Origin of the sequence: Streptomyces sp. NPDC008163, assembly GCF_042956885.1 — a bacterium.
Lineage (GTDB): Bacteria > Actinomycetota > Actinomycetes > Streptomycetales > Streptomycetaceae > Streptomyces > Streptomyces drozdowiczii_A.
The window spans coordinates 160,027-172,891 of sequence record NZ_JBIBHG010000004.1; the positions used below are offsets into that span (position 1 = coordinate 160,027).

The window sequence follows — 12,865 nt, forward strand, 5'->3', positions numbered from 1 at the left end:
TCAGGTCTTTACGGTCAGGGCCGGGGCATGTTGCGGAGGTTGGAGCGGGCCATCTGGAGCATCCGGCCGACTCCGCCGTCGAGCACGATCTTGCTCGCGGACAGGGCGAAGCCGGTCACCATGTCCGCGCTGATCTTCGGCGGAATGGAGAGCGCGTTGGGGTCGGTGACGACATCGACCAGTGCCGGGCCCTTGTGCTTGAAGGCGTCCTTGAGCGCGCCCGTCAGCTCCTTGGGCTTCTCGACCCGGACGCCGTACGCCCCCGCCGCGCGCGCCACGGCCGCGAAGTCCGGGTTCTTGTTGGTCGTCCCGAACGACGGCAGTCCGCCGACCAGCATCTCCAGCTCGACCATGCCCAGCGAGGAGTTGTTGAAGAGGACGACCTTGACGGGCAGGTTGTACTGGACGAGGGTCAGGAAGTCGCCCATGAGCATGGTGAATCCGCCGTCGCCCGACATCGAGACGACCTGCCGGTTCCGGTCGGTGAACTGGGCGCCGATGGCCTGCGGAAGCGCGTTGGCCATCGAGCCGTGGCTGAACGAACCGATCACCCGGCGCTTGCCGTTGGGCGTCAGATAGCGGGCCGCCCAGACGTTGCACATGCCGGTGTCCACGGTGAACACGGCGTCGTCGTCGGCGAGTTCGTCCAGCACCGAGGCCACGTACTCGGGATGGATCGGGACGTGCTTCTCGACCTTGCGGGTGTACGCCTTGACCACGCCCTCCAGCGCGTCGGCGTGCTTCTTGAGCATCCGGTCGAGGAACTTGCGGTCGGTCTTCGCCTTCACCCGGGGCGTCAGACAGCGCAGCGTCTCGCGGACGTCGCCCCAGACGGCCAGGTCCAGCTTGGTGCGCCGGCCGAGGTGTTCCGGCCGCACATCGACCTGGACGATCTTCACGTCGTCCGGCAGGAAGGCGTTGTACGGGAAGTCGGTTCCGAGCAGGATCAGCAGATCGCACTCGTGGGTGGCCTCGTAGGCGGCGCCGTAGCCGAGCAGCCCGCTCATGCCGACGTCGTACGGGTTGTCGTACTGGATCCACTCCTTGCCGCGCAGGGCGTGCCCCACCGGGGACTTGATCCGCTCGGCGAACTCCATGACCTCGGCGTGCGCGCCCGCCGTGCCGCTGCCGCAGAACAGCGTGACCCGCTTGGCCTCGTCGACCATCCGGCACAGCTTCTCGATCTCCGCGTCGCCGGGCCGCACGGTGGGCCGCGAGGTGACCAGCGCGTGTTCGGCGGACCGTTCCGGCGCGGGCTGCCCGGCGACGTCGCCCGGCATGGTCACGACGCTGACCCCGCCCTGGCCGACCGCGTGCTGGATGGCGGTCTGGAGCAGCCGGGGCATCTGCTGCGGGTTGGAGATCATCTCGTTGTAGTGGCTGCACTCCTGGAAGAGCAGCTCGGGGTGGGTCGCCTGGAAGTAGTTGAGGCCGATCTCGCTGGACGGGATGTGCGAGGCCAGCGCGAGCACCGGGGCCATGGAGCGGTGGGCGTCGTACAGGCCGTTGATGAGGTGCAGGTTGCCGGGCCCGCACGACCCGGCGCAGGCCGCCAGGTCACCGGTGATCTGTGCCTCGGCGCCGGCCGCGAACGCCGCCGTCTCCTCGTGCCTGACCTGGACCCATTCGAGGTCCTTGTGCCGCCGCACGGCGTCGACCACCGGGTTGAGGCTGTCTCCGACGACCCCGTAGAGGCGTTTGACGCCCGCGCGGGCGAGGATGTCGACGAACTGCTCCGACACGTTCTGCTTGGCCATGGGTGACGCACTCCCTCTGCCTGTGCTCCGTGCACGTCCGGCTGTCCGGGACGCGGGGCCTCAAACCCCGGCCCGGACGGTGTCCGGAATCCATCAACCCATGGCGTGCGCGGTTACGCCTCCCAGACGCCGACCGCCGTCCGGTCGTCGGCGTACCCCTTCACGCGGATCTGGGTGTCCGCGAGGAACGCCCCGAGCCCCGGTGCCTCCACCGGCGACCAGCGCGTGGCCAGCTCGGCGGCGAGCTCCGGTTCGCCGCGCAGCGGTTCGGCGAGGCCCGCCCCGCACAGCAGCAGGGTGTCCCCCGGCCGGGCGACGGAGGCGCGGAAGCGGAACGGTTCCGCAGGCGGCGGGAGCGGGTCCTCGACGTACGGGGCGGGGCCGGTGACGATGTCCAGGTCCATGGTCAGCCGGTCGCCGTCGGGCCCGCTCTCGGGCGGGCTCTCCGGGGCGGAGGAGCCGAAGCCCACGACGGGCTCCCCGCTCAGCGCGGCGGGCGGTGGCAGCACCGGTTCCAGGTCGTGCCAGTCGCCGTCGCGCAGCCGGAAGAGGCCGCCCGCGCCGATGCCGAAGAAGACCCGGGTGCGGCAGTCCGGGTCGGCGGACAGCAGCAGGCAGCGCAGGCTCGCGGTGTACGCGTCCGGTTCCAGGCCCAGTTCGGCGGCGCGGGCGCGCAGCTTGCCGAAGGCGCGGTCGGTGAGCCGGTGGAGCCCGGATTTCAGATCGGCGCGGCGGCCCGCCCTTATGTCGTCGGAGAGCCGGGCGTGGCTGCGCCCAACCGCCTCGCCGATCCAGTGACAGGCGTCCGCGGCCGCCGTGTGCGCCCCCTCCGCTCCCCGGGACGCGCCCGCGACGGCCACCAGCACCAGCGCGCCCTCGCCGCCCCCGAACCGCGCTGTCAGCAGCGCGTCCCGGCGCGGCTCGCCCCGGAACCGGGCCGAGTCACCGCGTACGGACGCGGCGCGCAGCGTGTACGTCCCGTACGTGGCACCGTCGAGCACCGTGTCCGGGACGACGCGGTCGAGTGCGTACGGGTCGGTGGCAGGCAGCGCCGTCGGCTCGGCGTCGTAGGTGGGCGGCCGGGTCCCGACGTGGGCGACCCGCGGCGGGGGCGCGACGGCGGGCTCCGCCGGGGCCTCTTCCGGGGCGGGCCCGTCCGCCTCGGCCCGCTCGCCGACGGGGCGTCCGGGCAGCGGGGGAACTTCGCGCCCGGCGGGAACACGAGGGTCCTCCGAGGCAGGCGGCTCGGGGGCCGGTGGTCCCGGAAAGGTGCGCGGGAGCGCGGGCCCGGTCGTCGGCTCCCACGGCGCGCGGGCAGCCGACCCCTCCGGCGGCCGCGCGACCACGCCCGAAGGGATGCCGGGCCCGGTGCCCGCCGGCCCGGTGTCCGCCGGCCGGGTGACCGCCGCCGGGCCCACCGGCCGAGGCTCCTCCCTGGGCCCGGGTATCTCCCCCGGCGTCCCGGAGGCCGCGCCCCTCGCGGACGCCACCGTGTCCGACGCCGAGTCGAAGCGGTCGTCGAGACTGTCGGCCGTGCCGTTCGCCCCCGTGTCCGGGGCGGATTCGTCGTACAGCCTGCGCCACCAGTCGTCCTCGTGGGCCGCGGGCCTCTCCCCCTGCTGACTCATGTCCTTATTGTCGACCGCGGGGGCCGTACGAAAACGGGCATCCGGAAAATGGGCCGGCCGGGCGCCCCCACCCCCCACGGGAAGGACGCCCGGCAGACCGCTCCGGGAAGCGGGTGCCGGACAGGCCGCCGGTCCCGCTGTGGCGTCACATTGGCAGAGTGGCGCACGGTACGGCGATGATGTGCCGTGGCGAAATCACGCCGTGGCGCCTTTTCGCCAGGCGGGGTGCGCCGTACGCGTACGCACTGGTCCGGGGAGGGGTCGGGGATGCTGGCAGCCATAGGTCTCGACGAGCGGCAGGAATCGGCCTACCGGGCACTGGTCGCGTTGGGGGCCGCCGAGGTGTCCGACCTCTCGCACCGGCTGGCGCTCCCCGAGCGGGACACCGAACGGGCGCTGCGCCGGCTGGAACAGCACGGTCTGGCCGCCCAGTCCTCCGCCCGCACGGGCCGCTGGGTCGCGGCCCCGCCCGGGGTCGCCCTGGGGGCCCTGCTCACCCAGCAGCGCCATCAGCTGGAGCAGGCCGAGCTGGCGGCGGCGCTGCTCGCCGAGGAGTACCGCGCCGACGCCGTCGAACCGGCCGTCCACGACCTGGTCGAGGTGGTCACCGGGGCGAGCGCGGTCGCCCACCGCTTCCACCAGCTCCAGCTGGGCGCGACGAGCGAGGTGTGCGCGCTGGTCACCGGGAAGCCGATCGCGGTCAGCGGCCTGGAGAACGAGTCGGAGGAGGAGGCGGCCACCCGCGGCGTCGCGTTCCGGGTGGTGGTGGAGCGCGAGGTGCTGGGCCTGGAGTCCGGGATCACGGAACTGTCCGCGGCACTCAGCCGCGACGAGCAGTGCCGGGTGGTGCCCCGGGTCCCGACGAAGCTGGTGATCGCCGACCGAGCGCTGGCCATGGTGCCGCTGACCGGCCGGGGCGCGGAGCCGGCCGCGCTGGTCGTGCACGCGTCGGGGCTGCTGGAATCGCTGGCCGGGCTCTTCGAAGCGGTCTGGCGCGAGGCCATGCCGTTGCGGCTCGGGGAGAGCGGCGCGGTCCTGGAGGAGCCCGGCGGCCCGGACCCGACGGATCTGGAGATCCTGTCGCTGCTGCTGGCCGGTCTGACCGACGCGAGCGTCGCCAAGCAGCTTGACCTGGGCCTGCGGACCGTGCAGCGCCGGGTCAAGGGCCTGATGGAACTGACCGGCGTCTCCACCCGGCTCCAGCTCGGCTGGCACGCGTACGAACGGGGCTGGGTGGCCCGCTAGGCCCTGGTCAGAACGGGCGGGACCGGGTGGACTCCGGCACGCTGGTCAGATGAGTGTGTGGCAGCTCGTCGCCGTCGGACTGGTGATGCTGCTCGGCCTGATCGGTGTGCTGGTGCCGGGCGTGCCGGGACAGGCGATCGTCTGGGCCGCCGTCCTGTGGTGGGCGTTCACCGACACGACCCCGGCCGCGTGGGCCGTACTGATCGGGGCCACGGCGCTGCTCCTGCTCAACCAGGCGCTGAAACCGCTGCTGCCGCCGCGCCGGCCCCGTGAGTCGGGGGCCCCGCGCCGGACGCTGCTGCTGGGCGGGCTCGGCGCGATCGCCGGGTTCTTCGTGCTGCCCGTCGTCGGGGCGGTCGTGGGATACGTCGGGGTGATCTTCGGGGCGGAGCGGCTGCGCCTCGGCAGCCGGGGCGCGGGGTGGGCCTCGGTCCGTTCGGTGATGCGGGCGACCGGCTACTCGGTGCTCGTGGAGCTCTTCGCGTGCCTGCTGGTGACGGGCGCCTGGCTGGGGGCGCTGATCTGGGCCTGAGCCGCGCGCCGCGCCCGCCGTACGCCGTACGAGCGCCAGGGGCGCCAGCGGATCGCGCCCGGGGTGCGGTACGGGTCGACGTCCGGGTCGCCCAGGCCGCGCATCCTGATCAGCGCGGCCCCGGCGGGGCCGATGCCGGGCACCCGGCGCAGCGCCCGCTCGGCCTCGTCGCGGTCGGCGCCCGCGTCCAGGCGTACGGTGCCGTCGGCGAGCGCGGTCGCCAGGGCCCGCAGGGCCGGGTCACCGGCCGCCTCGGCGAGCACGGCCGGCTCGGGGAAGACGTGGGTGAGCGCGCCGCACGGCACGTCCAGCGCCTTGCCGTACGTCTCGACGAGCTCCCCCGCCGCCGTGTCGCCCACCAGCGTCCGTACGGCGAACTCCTCGGCGTCGGCCGCCCCCGGCGAGCGCACGCCCGGCCGGGCCGCGACGTCTGGGGCGAGCGCCGGATCGGCGGCGAGCAGCTCGTCCACCGCGTACGGGTCGGCGTCCAGGTCGAGGAGGCGGCGCAGCCGCTGGACGGCCGTGGTCAGGTCACGCAGGTCGGTGAGGTGGATGCGGGCGTCCAGCCAGTTCCCGGCGGACCGTTCGTCCACGGAGGTGACGGCGGTGCCGTACGGGAGGCGCAGCGTGCGCCGGTAGGTGCGGCGGCCGGGCTCCCCCGTGATCTCCTCGACGCGCGCGACCGTTCCGGCGGCGAGCAGGTCGAAGACGTCGCCGGCGGCGTACGGCCCCCGGTGCGCGAGCCGGAGCGGGATGCCGGTGGTGCCGGCCTGGCGGACCGCGATGCCCAGCCCCGTACCGGCTTCGGCGCGCAGGGCGCTCGGGGTGCGGGCGTAGATCTGCCGGACGGTGTCGTTGAACTGGCGCAGGCTGCCGAACCCGGCCGCGAAGGCGATCTCGGTGACCGGCAGGGCCGTGGTCTGGAGCAGGATCCGGGCGGTGTGGGCGCGCTGGGCGCGGGCCAGGGCGACGGGTCCGGCGCCCAGTTCCGCGTTGAGCTGGCGCTGCACCTGGCGGGAGCTGTAGCCGAGCCGGTGGGCGAGCCCGGGGACGCCTTCGCGGTCCACCACGCCGTCGCCGATCATCCGCATGGCGCGTCCGACGACATCGGCCCGGACGTTCCACTCGGCGGAGCCGGGGACGGCGTCCGGGCGGCAGCGGCGGCACGCCCGGAAGCCGTGGGTCTGGGCGGCCGCCGCCGTGGGATAGAAGCGGACGTTCTTCCGCTTGGGGGTGACGGCGGGGCAGCTCGGCCGGCAGTAGATGCCGGTCGTCTCGACGGCGAAGAAGAACTCGCCGTCGAAACGGGCGTCGCGGCTGCTCACCGCCTCGTACCTGGTCTCTTCGTCCCACACACCGTCCAGTGTGCGCCCCGCCGGGCGCTGTCACTCGCGGTTTTCGGACGTCGACCAGGGGACCCGGCTACCGGATGCGACCGCGCTTGGCGTCCATCGCCGCCCGGCCCTCGGCCCCCTTCCGCTTCCAGTCGCGCCGGATCTCGGCCCGGACGCGGGCGTCGGTCTTGGCGACGATGCGCTGGTTCTCGCGCTGGAGCTTGCGGTAGCTGTCGAAGCGGCGCTCGGGCAGCGTGCCGTCCTCGATCGCCTCCCGCACGGCGCAGCCGGGCTCCGCCTCGTGGGCGCAGTCGTGGAACCGGCAGTCCTCGGCCAGCTCCTCGATCTCGGAGAAGACCTGCCCGACACCGACCCCGGCGTCCCAGAGGCCGACGCCGCGCAGTCCGGGGGTGTCGATGAGGACCCCGCCGGCGGGCAGCACGAGGAGGTTGCGGGTGGTCGTGGTGTGCCGGCCCTTGCCGTCCACGTCGCGGGCGGCCTGGACCTCCATCACGTCCTGGCCGAGCAGCGTGTTGGCGAGGGTCGACTTGCCGGCTCCGGACACCCCGAGCAGCACGCTCGTACCGCCGGAGACGATCGCGGAGAACACGTCGATGCCCTCGCCGGTGGCGGAGCTGACCGGGAGCACCTGCACACCGGGCGCGATGTGTTCGATGTCCTGGACGAGGTGGGAGAGGGTGACCGCGTCCGGCACCAGGTCGGCCTTGGTGAGGACGACGACCGGTTCGGCGGTGCGCTCGCCCGCCCCGGCGGCGTCGCCGAGCAGCGCGTCACCGGCGGAGCTGGACATGGCGAGGGCCAGGAACCGCTCGACGCGGCCCAGGTCGAGCTCCACGGCCAGCGAGACGCAGATGACGATGTGGTCGACGTTGGTGGCGAGCACCTGGCCCTCGGAGCGCTTGGACGAGGTGGAACGTACGAAGGCGGTGCGCCGCGGCAGCAGCGTACGGACGAACCGCGGGTCGCCGTCGGCGTCGACGGCCGCCCAGTCGCCGGTGCAGATGATCCGCATCGGGTCGCGCGGCACGACGAAGGCGGTGTCCGCCCAGATCGTGCCCTCGGGCGTGACGATGTCGCAGCGCCCGCGGTCCACGCGGACGACACGTCCGGGCACCAGTCCCTGGGCGGCGTACGGGGCGAACTCCGCGGCCCAGTCGTCGTCCCAGCCGTACGCGGCGAGCGGGTGCGAAACGGTGGAGAGGGAGGAGGGGAGAGCGGAGAAGGACGGGAGAGACAAGGGAAACCCTTCACAGGGTGGCCCGGCGGTGCGCGTGAGGACGCGAAGGGGTCAGCCGGTGGCCACGGAGGTGACAAAGAGGAACTTCGACTCGTGGGCAGCGCCCACCGCAACGACCGTCGTCAATGTCCTCACCTCCGCATTCGTCCAGGTCCGTACGGGCGGCAGGTCCGCCGTCCGTCTCGTCGCACACCATAGCCCCCACCGGTCCGGGGGCTCAACGGATTATTCGCGCGGACCGGGTTGAGACAGTCATCCCCCGATCGGGTGATACGCATGGAGTTCGACCGGTCGCGGACGGTTAGGGTGCCGCACATGACCTCCCCCCAGACAGCCAACGGCACCTTCACCCAAGCCCAGTTGGGCACCCTCATCCTGATCGGCTGGAGCGGCGAGTACCGGCAGAGCGGGCGCGACGCCGCCTTTCTGCTCGCCTACTCGCTGGGCGACGGATCGGACGGACCGGCGGCCGGCGAGCACGCCATGCGGCTCGCGTTGCAGCGCTGCGGGCTCACCGTCGGCGGTGAGCCGGTGCGGGCCGACGAGACGCCGGGGCTTCCCGTGAAGCTCCTCGTCCAGGCCGGACAGGCCGTCCTGACCCTGCCGCACTTCAAGGCGCAGTACCCGGTGCCGCCCGAGTGGCTGGCGGCGGCGCGCGAACAGGGCGAGGTGCACGCGATGTTCGCCACCCGCCCCTGGCCGCAGGGCGCGCCCGGGCTCCCCGTCGGCGAGGCGGAGCTGCGGGCCTTCGCGGGTGATCCGGACACCATCGCGACCTCGGCGCACTGCGTGCTCCCGGTCCGCAGCCTCGGCTGATCCGGTCCACGGAAGAGGCCCACCACCCGTCGAGGGTGGTGGGCCTCCGTCATGCCGTACGCGCTCGCGCCGCACAGGACGGACGACGCGGGCGCGGCACGCGATCAGTCGTTGGCGACGCCGTTCCCGGAGAGGACCGGGATGTCGTCCACCAGGTGCGACAGGGGCTCGTCGCCCTTGGCCTGGGTGGAGTTGTCGGCGCACTGCTGGTTCTGCGGGTTGGACAGGACGTTGACGTCCTGGACCGCGACCGGCACCAGCAGGCCCACCAGCGAACCGACGTTGGCCTTGACCGGGACGCCCAGGCACAGGTCGTTGAGCGAACCCTGGATGAGCTGGGCCTGCGGGCTGCCGTCGCCCTGGGTCTCGGCGTTGCCGTACGAGCTGGCGGCGCCGTTGCCGTTGAGGGTCGTGGTGCCCCCGTCGTTGCCGATCGCCATGGCCGAGGGGGCCGCGGCGGCCGACAGGCCGACCAGGGACACGGCCACTGCCGCGCCGGCCATCATCTTCTTCATCACGCTTCACCTTTCGGAGCGTTCCGTCTGGAACGTACTGATCAACCCCGTGCGGACGCTTCGGTTCCGCTGATCCACCCAAATGGGTTCGATCCCGCATGAGTTCGACGGTCTCGCGTCAGCCCCGGCCGCCCGTCTCGGCCGAGGTGCGCGCCGGGGGCACGAGTCCGCCCAGGTGGGCGGGGGCGGGGTCCGGGGCGGGTTCGGCGTGGGCGGCCCGCCACTCGGCGAGGAGCCGGTCGTAGATCGGGGTCGCGCTGTCGGGGTGCCGGCTGTGGTGCTGGTCCATGCGGAGGCCCTACCCGCTGCGGCGGGGAACGGCCGCCCTTACTACGGCAAGCGGCCCAGCGAGCCGCCCTTTCGGGCGACCGCCGGGCCGCGTGTGGTGCGCCGTCAGTGCCGGTCAGTTGTTGCCGGCACCGTTGCCCGAGAGGATCGGGATGTCGTCCAGGATGTGCGACAGGGCCTCGTCGCCCTTGGCCTGGGTGGAGTTCTCGGTGCACTGCTGGTTCTGCGGCGAGGACAGGACGTTGATGTCCTGGACCGAGATCGGCACGACGCCGAGCAGCGAGCCCACGTTGGCCTTGGCCGGCAGGGCGATGCAGGGCTTGTTGAGCGAGCCCTGGATGAGCGCGAACTGCGGGCTCCAGTCGCCGTGGGTGGCGGAGTTGCCGTAGGCCTGCATGGCACCGTTGCCGTTGACGGTGGTCGTGCCCTGGTCGTTGCCGATGGCCATGGCCGACGGGGCGACCGCGGCGGAGACGCCGACGATCGATGCGGCGACGGCCGCCGAGGCCATCATCTTCTTGATCATGAAACTGCCCTTCTGGTTTTCTCTGGTTGCCCGCCGGTGCCGAGCGCACTGATCAACTCGGCCGGGCGGGAATGGTTCCGGCACATCACCCGAAAGGTGCGGGTCAGTTCGAGAGGGGCAGGCCGCCGAGGAGCGGGGCCGCGCCCTCGGCCGCGCCGGTGGCCTGGCCGGCGACCTTCGCGACGGTGCCGTCCTCGTGCAGGCGTTCGGCGGCGCCGCTGACGGTGTCGAGCACCGGATCGACCACCTGCGGAGCGGCCGCGGTCACCTGGTTGACGCCGCCGTCCAGGCTGAAGTTGGGGGCCGTGGTCGTGGTGACGGCGAAGGCGGGAGCAGCCGTGCCGAGTGCGACCACGGAACCGGCGACGAGCGCGGCGGACTTCGCGTACTTCACTTTCGGGTTCCCTTCTCAGCGGCGGCCGTTCCGGTCGCGTCCCCGCGCCGCACGGGCCTTCTTCGCCCGTTTCACCGGCCGCCCTTTCCCTGGCTAACGAACCGGATACGGCGGGGAAACTGGACGGCGCGGGATTTCTCGGAGCGCGGGCACGGAAAGGTTTCGGCACGGACGGCTTCCGGGGCACGGGAAAAGCCCCGGGCCGCCGTGTGCACGGGCCGGGGCTTTTCGAGCCGAGAGAGTTCGGCGGGGTGAATCAGTCGTTGACGCAGGCGTTGCCGAAGGCCGGGTTCAGCAGGCCGATGACGTCGATGGTGTTGCCGCAGACGTTGACCGGGATGTGCACCGGCACCTGGATGGTGTTGCCGGAGATGACACCCGGGGAGGCCACGGCCGCACCCTCGGCGCCGGAGTCGGCGAAGGCGGGGGCGGCGGCACCCACGGCCATGAGCGTACCGGCGGCGACAGCGGCGATCTTGGTGTACTTCACTTGAAACCCTTTCTTGTGCGGAGTCCGGAGCGGTCACGGCTTTCGTGCCGCACGAGCGCGGACCTGATCGCTCGTAACTCCGCCACTCTCATTCGTAACGATTTCGGACGATATGCGACACTGCTCAGCGAGCAGATTGCTCGAATACCGCCCGAATGATGCAGTTTCGGTCAGCCGACCGTGTTCCCGCCCTGCGCGCGCGAGGCGGCAGCGGGCCCGGGCCGCTCGGAGGAGGAACGCCGATGGCCCGGGCCCGGGGCGGGGCCGGATCAGCTGTTGCCGGCGCCGTTGCCCGAGAGGACCGGGATGCCGTCCAGGATGTGCGACAGCGGCTCGTCGCCCTTGGCCTGGGTGGAGTTCTCGGTGCACTGCTGGTTCTGCGGGTTGGACAGGACGTTGACGTCCTGGACCGCGATCGGGACGAGGCCGATGAGCGAACCGACGTTCGCCTTGAGCGGCAGGCCGACGCAGGGCTTGTTCAGCGAGCCCTGGACCAGGTCGAACTGGGGGCTGCCGTCACCCTTGGTCACGGCGTTGCCGAAGGACTGCGAGGCACCGTTGCCGTTGACCGAGGTCGTCCCGCCGTCGTTGCCGATGGCCATCGCCTGCGTGGCGCCGAGCCCGAGGATGGAGGCGGCGACGGCACCCGTAGCCAGGACCTTCTTGATCACGATGAACCCTTCTCGTACTGGATACCCCGTAGCCGGAGCGCCCTGATCAACTGCCGGGCCGACGTTTGGTTATCGCCATTCACCCGAATGCCTGGAAGACACGGACGTCCGTACGAAAGTGATCGAGTAATACTGTCGGAAATCGAGAGACGAAACGTTCACTCGCAGCCTCACCGCGTGCGCACAGAAAATTCACCGCATTCACGTTTCCCATGCACGCGGGCGTCGTTATGGGTGTCGTCAAGCCGCTCCGCCAGGAGGGCCGCCCCTGGATGGGCGGGTCCGACGGCTGCTGCACCGCCTGATGAACGAACTGTGGGCCGTGCGCCCGCGAGAAATGTCCCAAGGAAGGGCACCAATGCGAAAAGCCTTGAGTAAAAGCATGCTCGTCATGGCGGCGGCGTCAGGCATCCTGACCGCCTCCGGCGGCTATGCCTTCGCCGATGCCACGGCCGACGGTGCGGCCGTCGGCTCCCCCGGCGTCGCTTCGGGCAACGTCGTGCAGGTCCCGGTGCACGTGCCGGTCAACGTGTGCGGCAACACGGTCAACGTGATCGGCGCACTGAACCCCGCCTTCGGCAACGAGTGCGAGAACAAGGGCGGCGGCTCCGGCGGCGGCTCGCAGGGCGCGAGCGCCCAGGGCGTGGCCGCCGGCTCCCCCGGCGTGCTCTCCGGCAACGTGGTCCAGGCCCCGGTCGACATCCCGGTCAACGTCTGCGGCAACAGCGTCAACGTGGTCGGTCTGCTCAACCCGGCCGCCGGCAACAAGTGCGAGAACGGCGGTGGCGACGAGGGCAACCCGCCCACCACGGAGCCGCCGACCGAGCACCCGCCGCACAAGCCGCCGCACCACCACAAGCCCCCGCACCACAAGCCGCCGAAGGGTCACCACGACCACGACTGCAACTGCGGCCACGAGCACAACCCGCCGAAGCCCCCGAAGCCCCCGGTGCACCACCACGACGACGACTGCCCGCCGAGCCACCACCACAACCCGCCGAAGCCGCACCACCCGCCGAAGCCCCCGAAGCCCCCGGTGCACCACCACAACGACGACTGCCCGCCCAGTCACCACCACAACCCGCCGACCCCTCCCACGGAGGAGCCGCCCACGCACAACCCGCCGACCCACACCGGTTGGCACCACACGCCTCCGAAGCACCACAAGCCGCCGCAGATGGCGCACACCGGTGCCAACGAGAACCTGGGCATCGCCGGTGGCGCCAGCGCCGCGCTGGTGCTCGGCGGCGGCCTGCTGATGCGCCGCGCCCGCGCCGCGAAGAAGTGAGCTGACGCTTCCCCGAGCACGAAGAGGTCCGGCCCGACAGCCCTGAGCTGTCCGGCCGGACCTCTTGTTTCCGGTACCCCGTGCGGCGGAGCAGTAGGACGATGGTCGGCCTGGGACGGGCCC

The 12,865-nt window shown here is 72.3% G+C and carries 14 protein-coding genes; 4 read left to right on the top strand and 10 right to left on the bottom strand.

The annotated features are described in order from the left end of the window. Positions 1-14 precede the first annotated feature (14 nt). The gene (locus tag ACFZAT_RS11190; RefSeq protein ID WP_391263045.1) at positions 15-1,757 is read right to left on the bottom strand and encodes a pyruvate dehydrogenase; all 1,743 of its coding nucleotides are present in this window, start codon (positions 1,755-1,757) and stop codon (positions 15-17) included. A 113-nt stretch (positions 1,758-1,870) separates the two neighbouring features. Beyond that, on the bottom strand, positions 1,871-3,385 hold the full coding sequence (locus tag ACFZAT_RS11195; RefSeq protein ID WP_391263046.1) for a protein phosphatase 2C domain-containing protein: 1,515 nt from the start codon (positions 3,383-3,385) through the stop codon (positions 1,871-1,873). A gap of 267 nt (positions 3,386-3,652) precedes the next feature. On the opposite strand from ACFZAT_RS11195, the gene ACFZAT_RS11200 reads away from it, so the two are divergent. Further along, entirely contained in the window at positions 3,653-4,630 is a 978-nt protein-coding gene (locus ACFZAT_RS11200) for a helix-turn-helix domain-containing protein (RefSeq protein ID WP_391263047.1), read from the top strand. Between the two features lie 49 nt (positions 4,631-4,679). Next, on the top strand, positions 4,680-5,162 hold the full coding sequence (locus tag ACFZAT_RS11205; protein WP_391263049.1) for a DUF456 family protein: 483 nt from the start codon (positions 4,680-4,682) through the stop codon (positions 5,160-5,162). On the opposite strand, the gene ACFZAT_RS11210 is transcribed toward ACFZAT_RS11205, so the two are convergent. Beyond that, positions 5,087-6,517: an AlkA N-terminal domain-containing protein gene (locus tag ACFZAT_RS11210; RefSeq protein ID WP_391263051.1), complete on the bottom strand. Its 1,431-nt coding sequence runs from the start codon at positions 6,515-6,517 to the stop codon at positions 5,087-5,089. The genes ACFZAT_RS11205 and ACFZAT_RS11210 overlap by 76 nt on opposite strands. A 67-nt stretch (positions 6,518-6,584) precedes the next feature. Continuing rightward, positions 6,585-7,754, bottom strand: a complete 1,170-nt coding sequence (gene rsgA / locus ACFZAT_RS11215) for a ribosome small subunit-dependent GTPase A (protein WP_391263053.1) — start codon at positions 7,752-7,754, stop codon at positions 6,585-6,587. A gap of 315 nt (positions 7,755-8,069) precedes the next feature. Between rsgA and ACFZAT_RS11220 the strand changes: the two genes are divergently transcribed. Then, positions 8,070-8,570 (top strand): DUF5949 family protein, encoded by a 501-nt coding sequence (locus ACFZAT_RS11220; protein ID WP_391263055.1) that lies wholly within the window; start codon positions 8,070-8,072, stop codon positions 8,568-8,570. Positions 8,571-8,674: 104 nt separating this feature from the next. On the opposite strand, the gene ACFZAT_RS11225 is transcribed toward ACFZAT_RS11220, so the two are convergent. The 6 genes from ACFZAT_RS11225 to ACFZAT_RS11250 all read right to left on the bottom strand — a co-directional run bounded on the left by ACFZAT_RS11225 (position 8,675) and on the right by ACFZAT_RS11250 (position 11,454). Then, a complete protein-coding gene (locus tag ACFZAT_RS11225) occupies positions 8,675-9,085 on the bottom strand; it encodes a rodlin (protein ID WP_391263057.1) in 411 nt (136 codons plus the stop codon). A 118-nt stretch (positions 9,086-9,203) separates the two neighbouring features. Then, the gene (locus ACFZAT_RS11230; protein ID WP_391263058.1) at positions 9,204-9,374 is read right to left on the bottom strand and encodes a hypothetical protein; all 171 of its coding nucleotides are present in this window, start codon (positions 9,372-9,374) and stop codon (positions 9,204-9,206) included. Positions 9,375-9,488: 114 nt separating this feature from the next. Then, positions 9,489-9,899 (bottom strand): rodlin, encoded by a 411-nt coding sequence (locus ACFZAT_RS11235; RefSeq protein ID WP_018100605.1) that lies wholly within the window; start codon positions 9,897-9,899, stop codon positions 9,489-9,491. Between the two features lie 103 nt (positions 9,900-10,002). Beyond that, positions 10,003-10,293 (bottom strand): hypothetical protein, encoded by a 291-nt coding sequence (locus ACFZAT_RS11240; protein WP_391263060.1) that lies wholly within the window; start codon positions 10,291-10,293, stop codon positions 10,003-10,005. A gap of 256 nt (positions 10,294-10,549) precedes the next feature. Further along, positions 10,550-10,783, bottom strand: a complete 234-nt coding sequence (locus tag ACFZAT_RS11245) for a chaplin (protein ID WP_018523737.1) — start codon at positions 10,781-10,783, stop codon at positions 10,550-10,552. A 269-nt stretch (positions 10,784-11,052) separates the two neighbouring features. Next, positions 11,053-11,454: a rodlin gene (locus ACFZAT_RS11250; RefSeq protein ID WP_147969579.1), complete on the bottom strand. Its 402-nt coding sequence runs from the start codon at positions 11,452-11,454 to the stop codon at positions 11,053-11,055. A gap of 382 nt (positions 11,455-11,836) precedes the next feature. Between ACFZAT_RS11250 and ACFZAT_RS11255 the strand changes: the two genes are divergently transcribed. After that, positions 11,837-12,742, top strand: coding sequence for a chaplin family protein (locus ACFZAT_RS11255; RefSeq protein ID WP_391263063.1), 906 nt, complete (start codon positions 11,837-11,839; stop codon positions 12,740-12,742). The last annotated feature ends 123 nt before the right edge of the window (positions 12,743-12,865 follow it).

Bases quoted from the DNA above. Each gene is read 5' to 3' on its own strand.
- ACFZAT_RS11190 (WP_391263045.1), bottom strand. From the start codon at position 1,757: ATGGCCAAGCAGAACGTGTCGGAGCAGTTCGTCGACATCCTCGCCCGC.
- ACFZAT_RS11195 (WP_391263046.1), bottom strand. From the start codon at position 3,385: ATGAGTCAGCAGGGGGAGAGGCCCGCGGCCCACGAGGACGACTGGTGG.
- ACFZAT_RS11200 (WP_391263047.1), top strand. From the start codon at position 3,653: ATGCTGGCAGCCATAGGTCTCGACGAGCGGCAGGAATCGGCCTACCGG.
- ACFZAT_RS11205 (WP_391263049.1), top strand. From the start codon at position 4,680: ATGAGTGTGTGGCAGCTCGTCGCCGTCGGACTGGTGATGCTGCTCGGC.
- ACFZAT_RS11220 (WP_391263055.1), top strand. From the start codon at position 8,070: ATGACCTCCCCCCAGACAGCCAACGGCACCTTCACCCAAGCCCAGTTG.
- ACFZAT_RS11225 (WP_391263057.1), bottom strand. From the start codon at position 9,085: ATGAAGAAGATGATGGCCGGCGCGGCAGTGGCCGTGTCCCTGGTCGGC.
- ACFZAT_RS11230 (WP_391263058.1), bottom strand. From the start codon at position 9,374: ATGGACCAGCACCACAGCCGGCACCCCGACAGCGCGACCCCGATCTAC.
- ACFZAT_RS11235 (WP_018100605.1), bottom strand. From the start codon at position 9,899: ATGATCAAGAAGATGATGGCCTCGGCGGCCGTCGCCGCATCGATCGTC.
- ACFZAT_RS11255 (WP_391263063.1), top strand. From the start codon at position 11,837: ATGCTCGTCATGGCGGCGGCGTCAGGCATCCTGACCGCCTCCGGCGGC.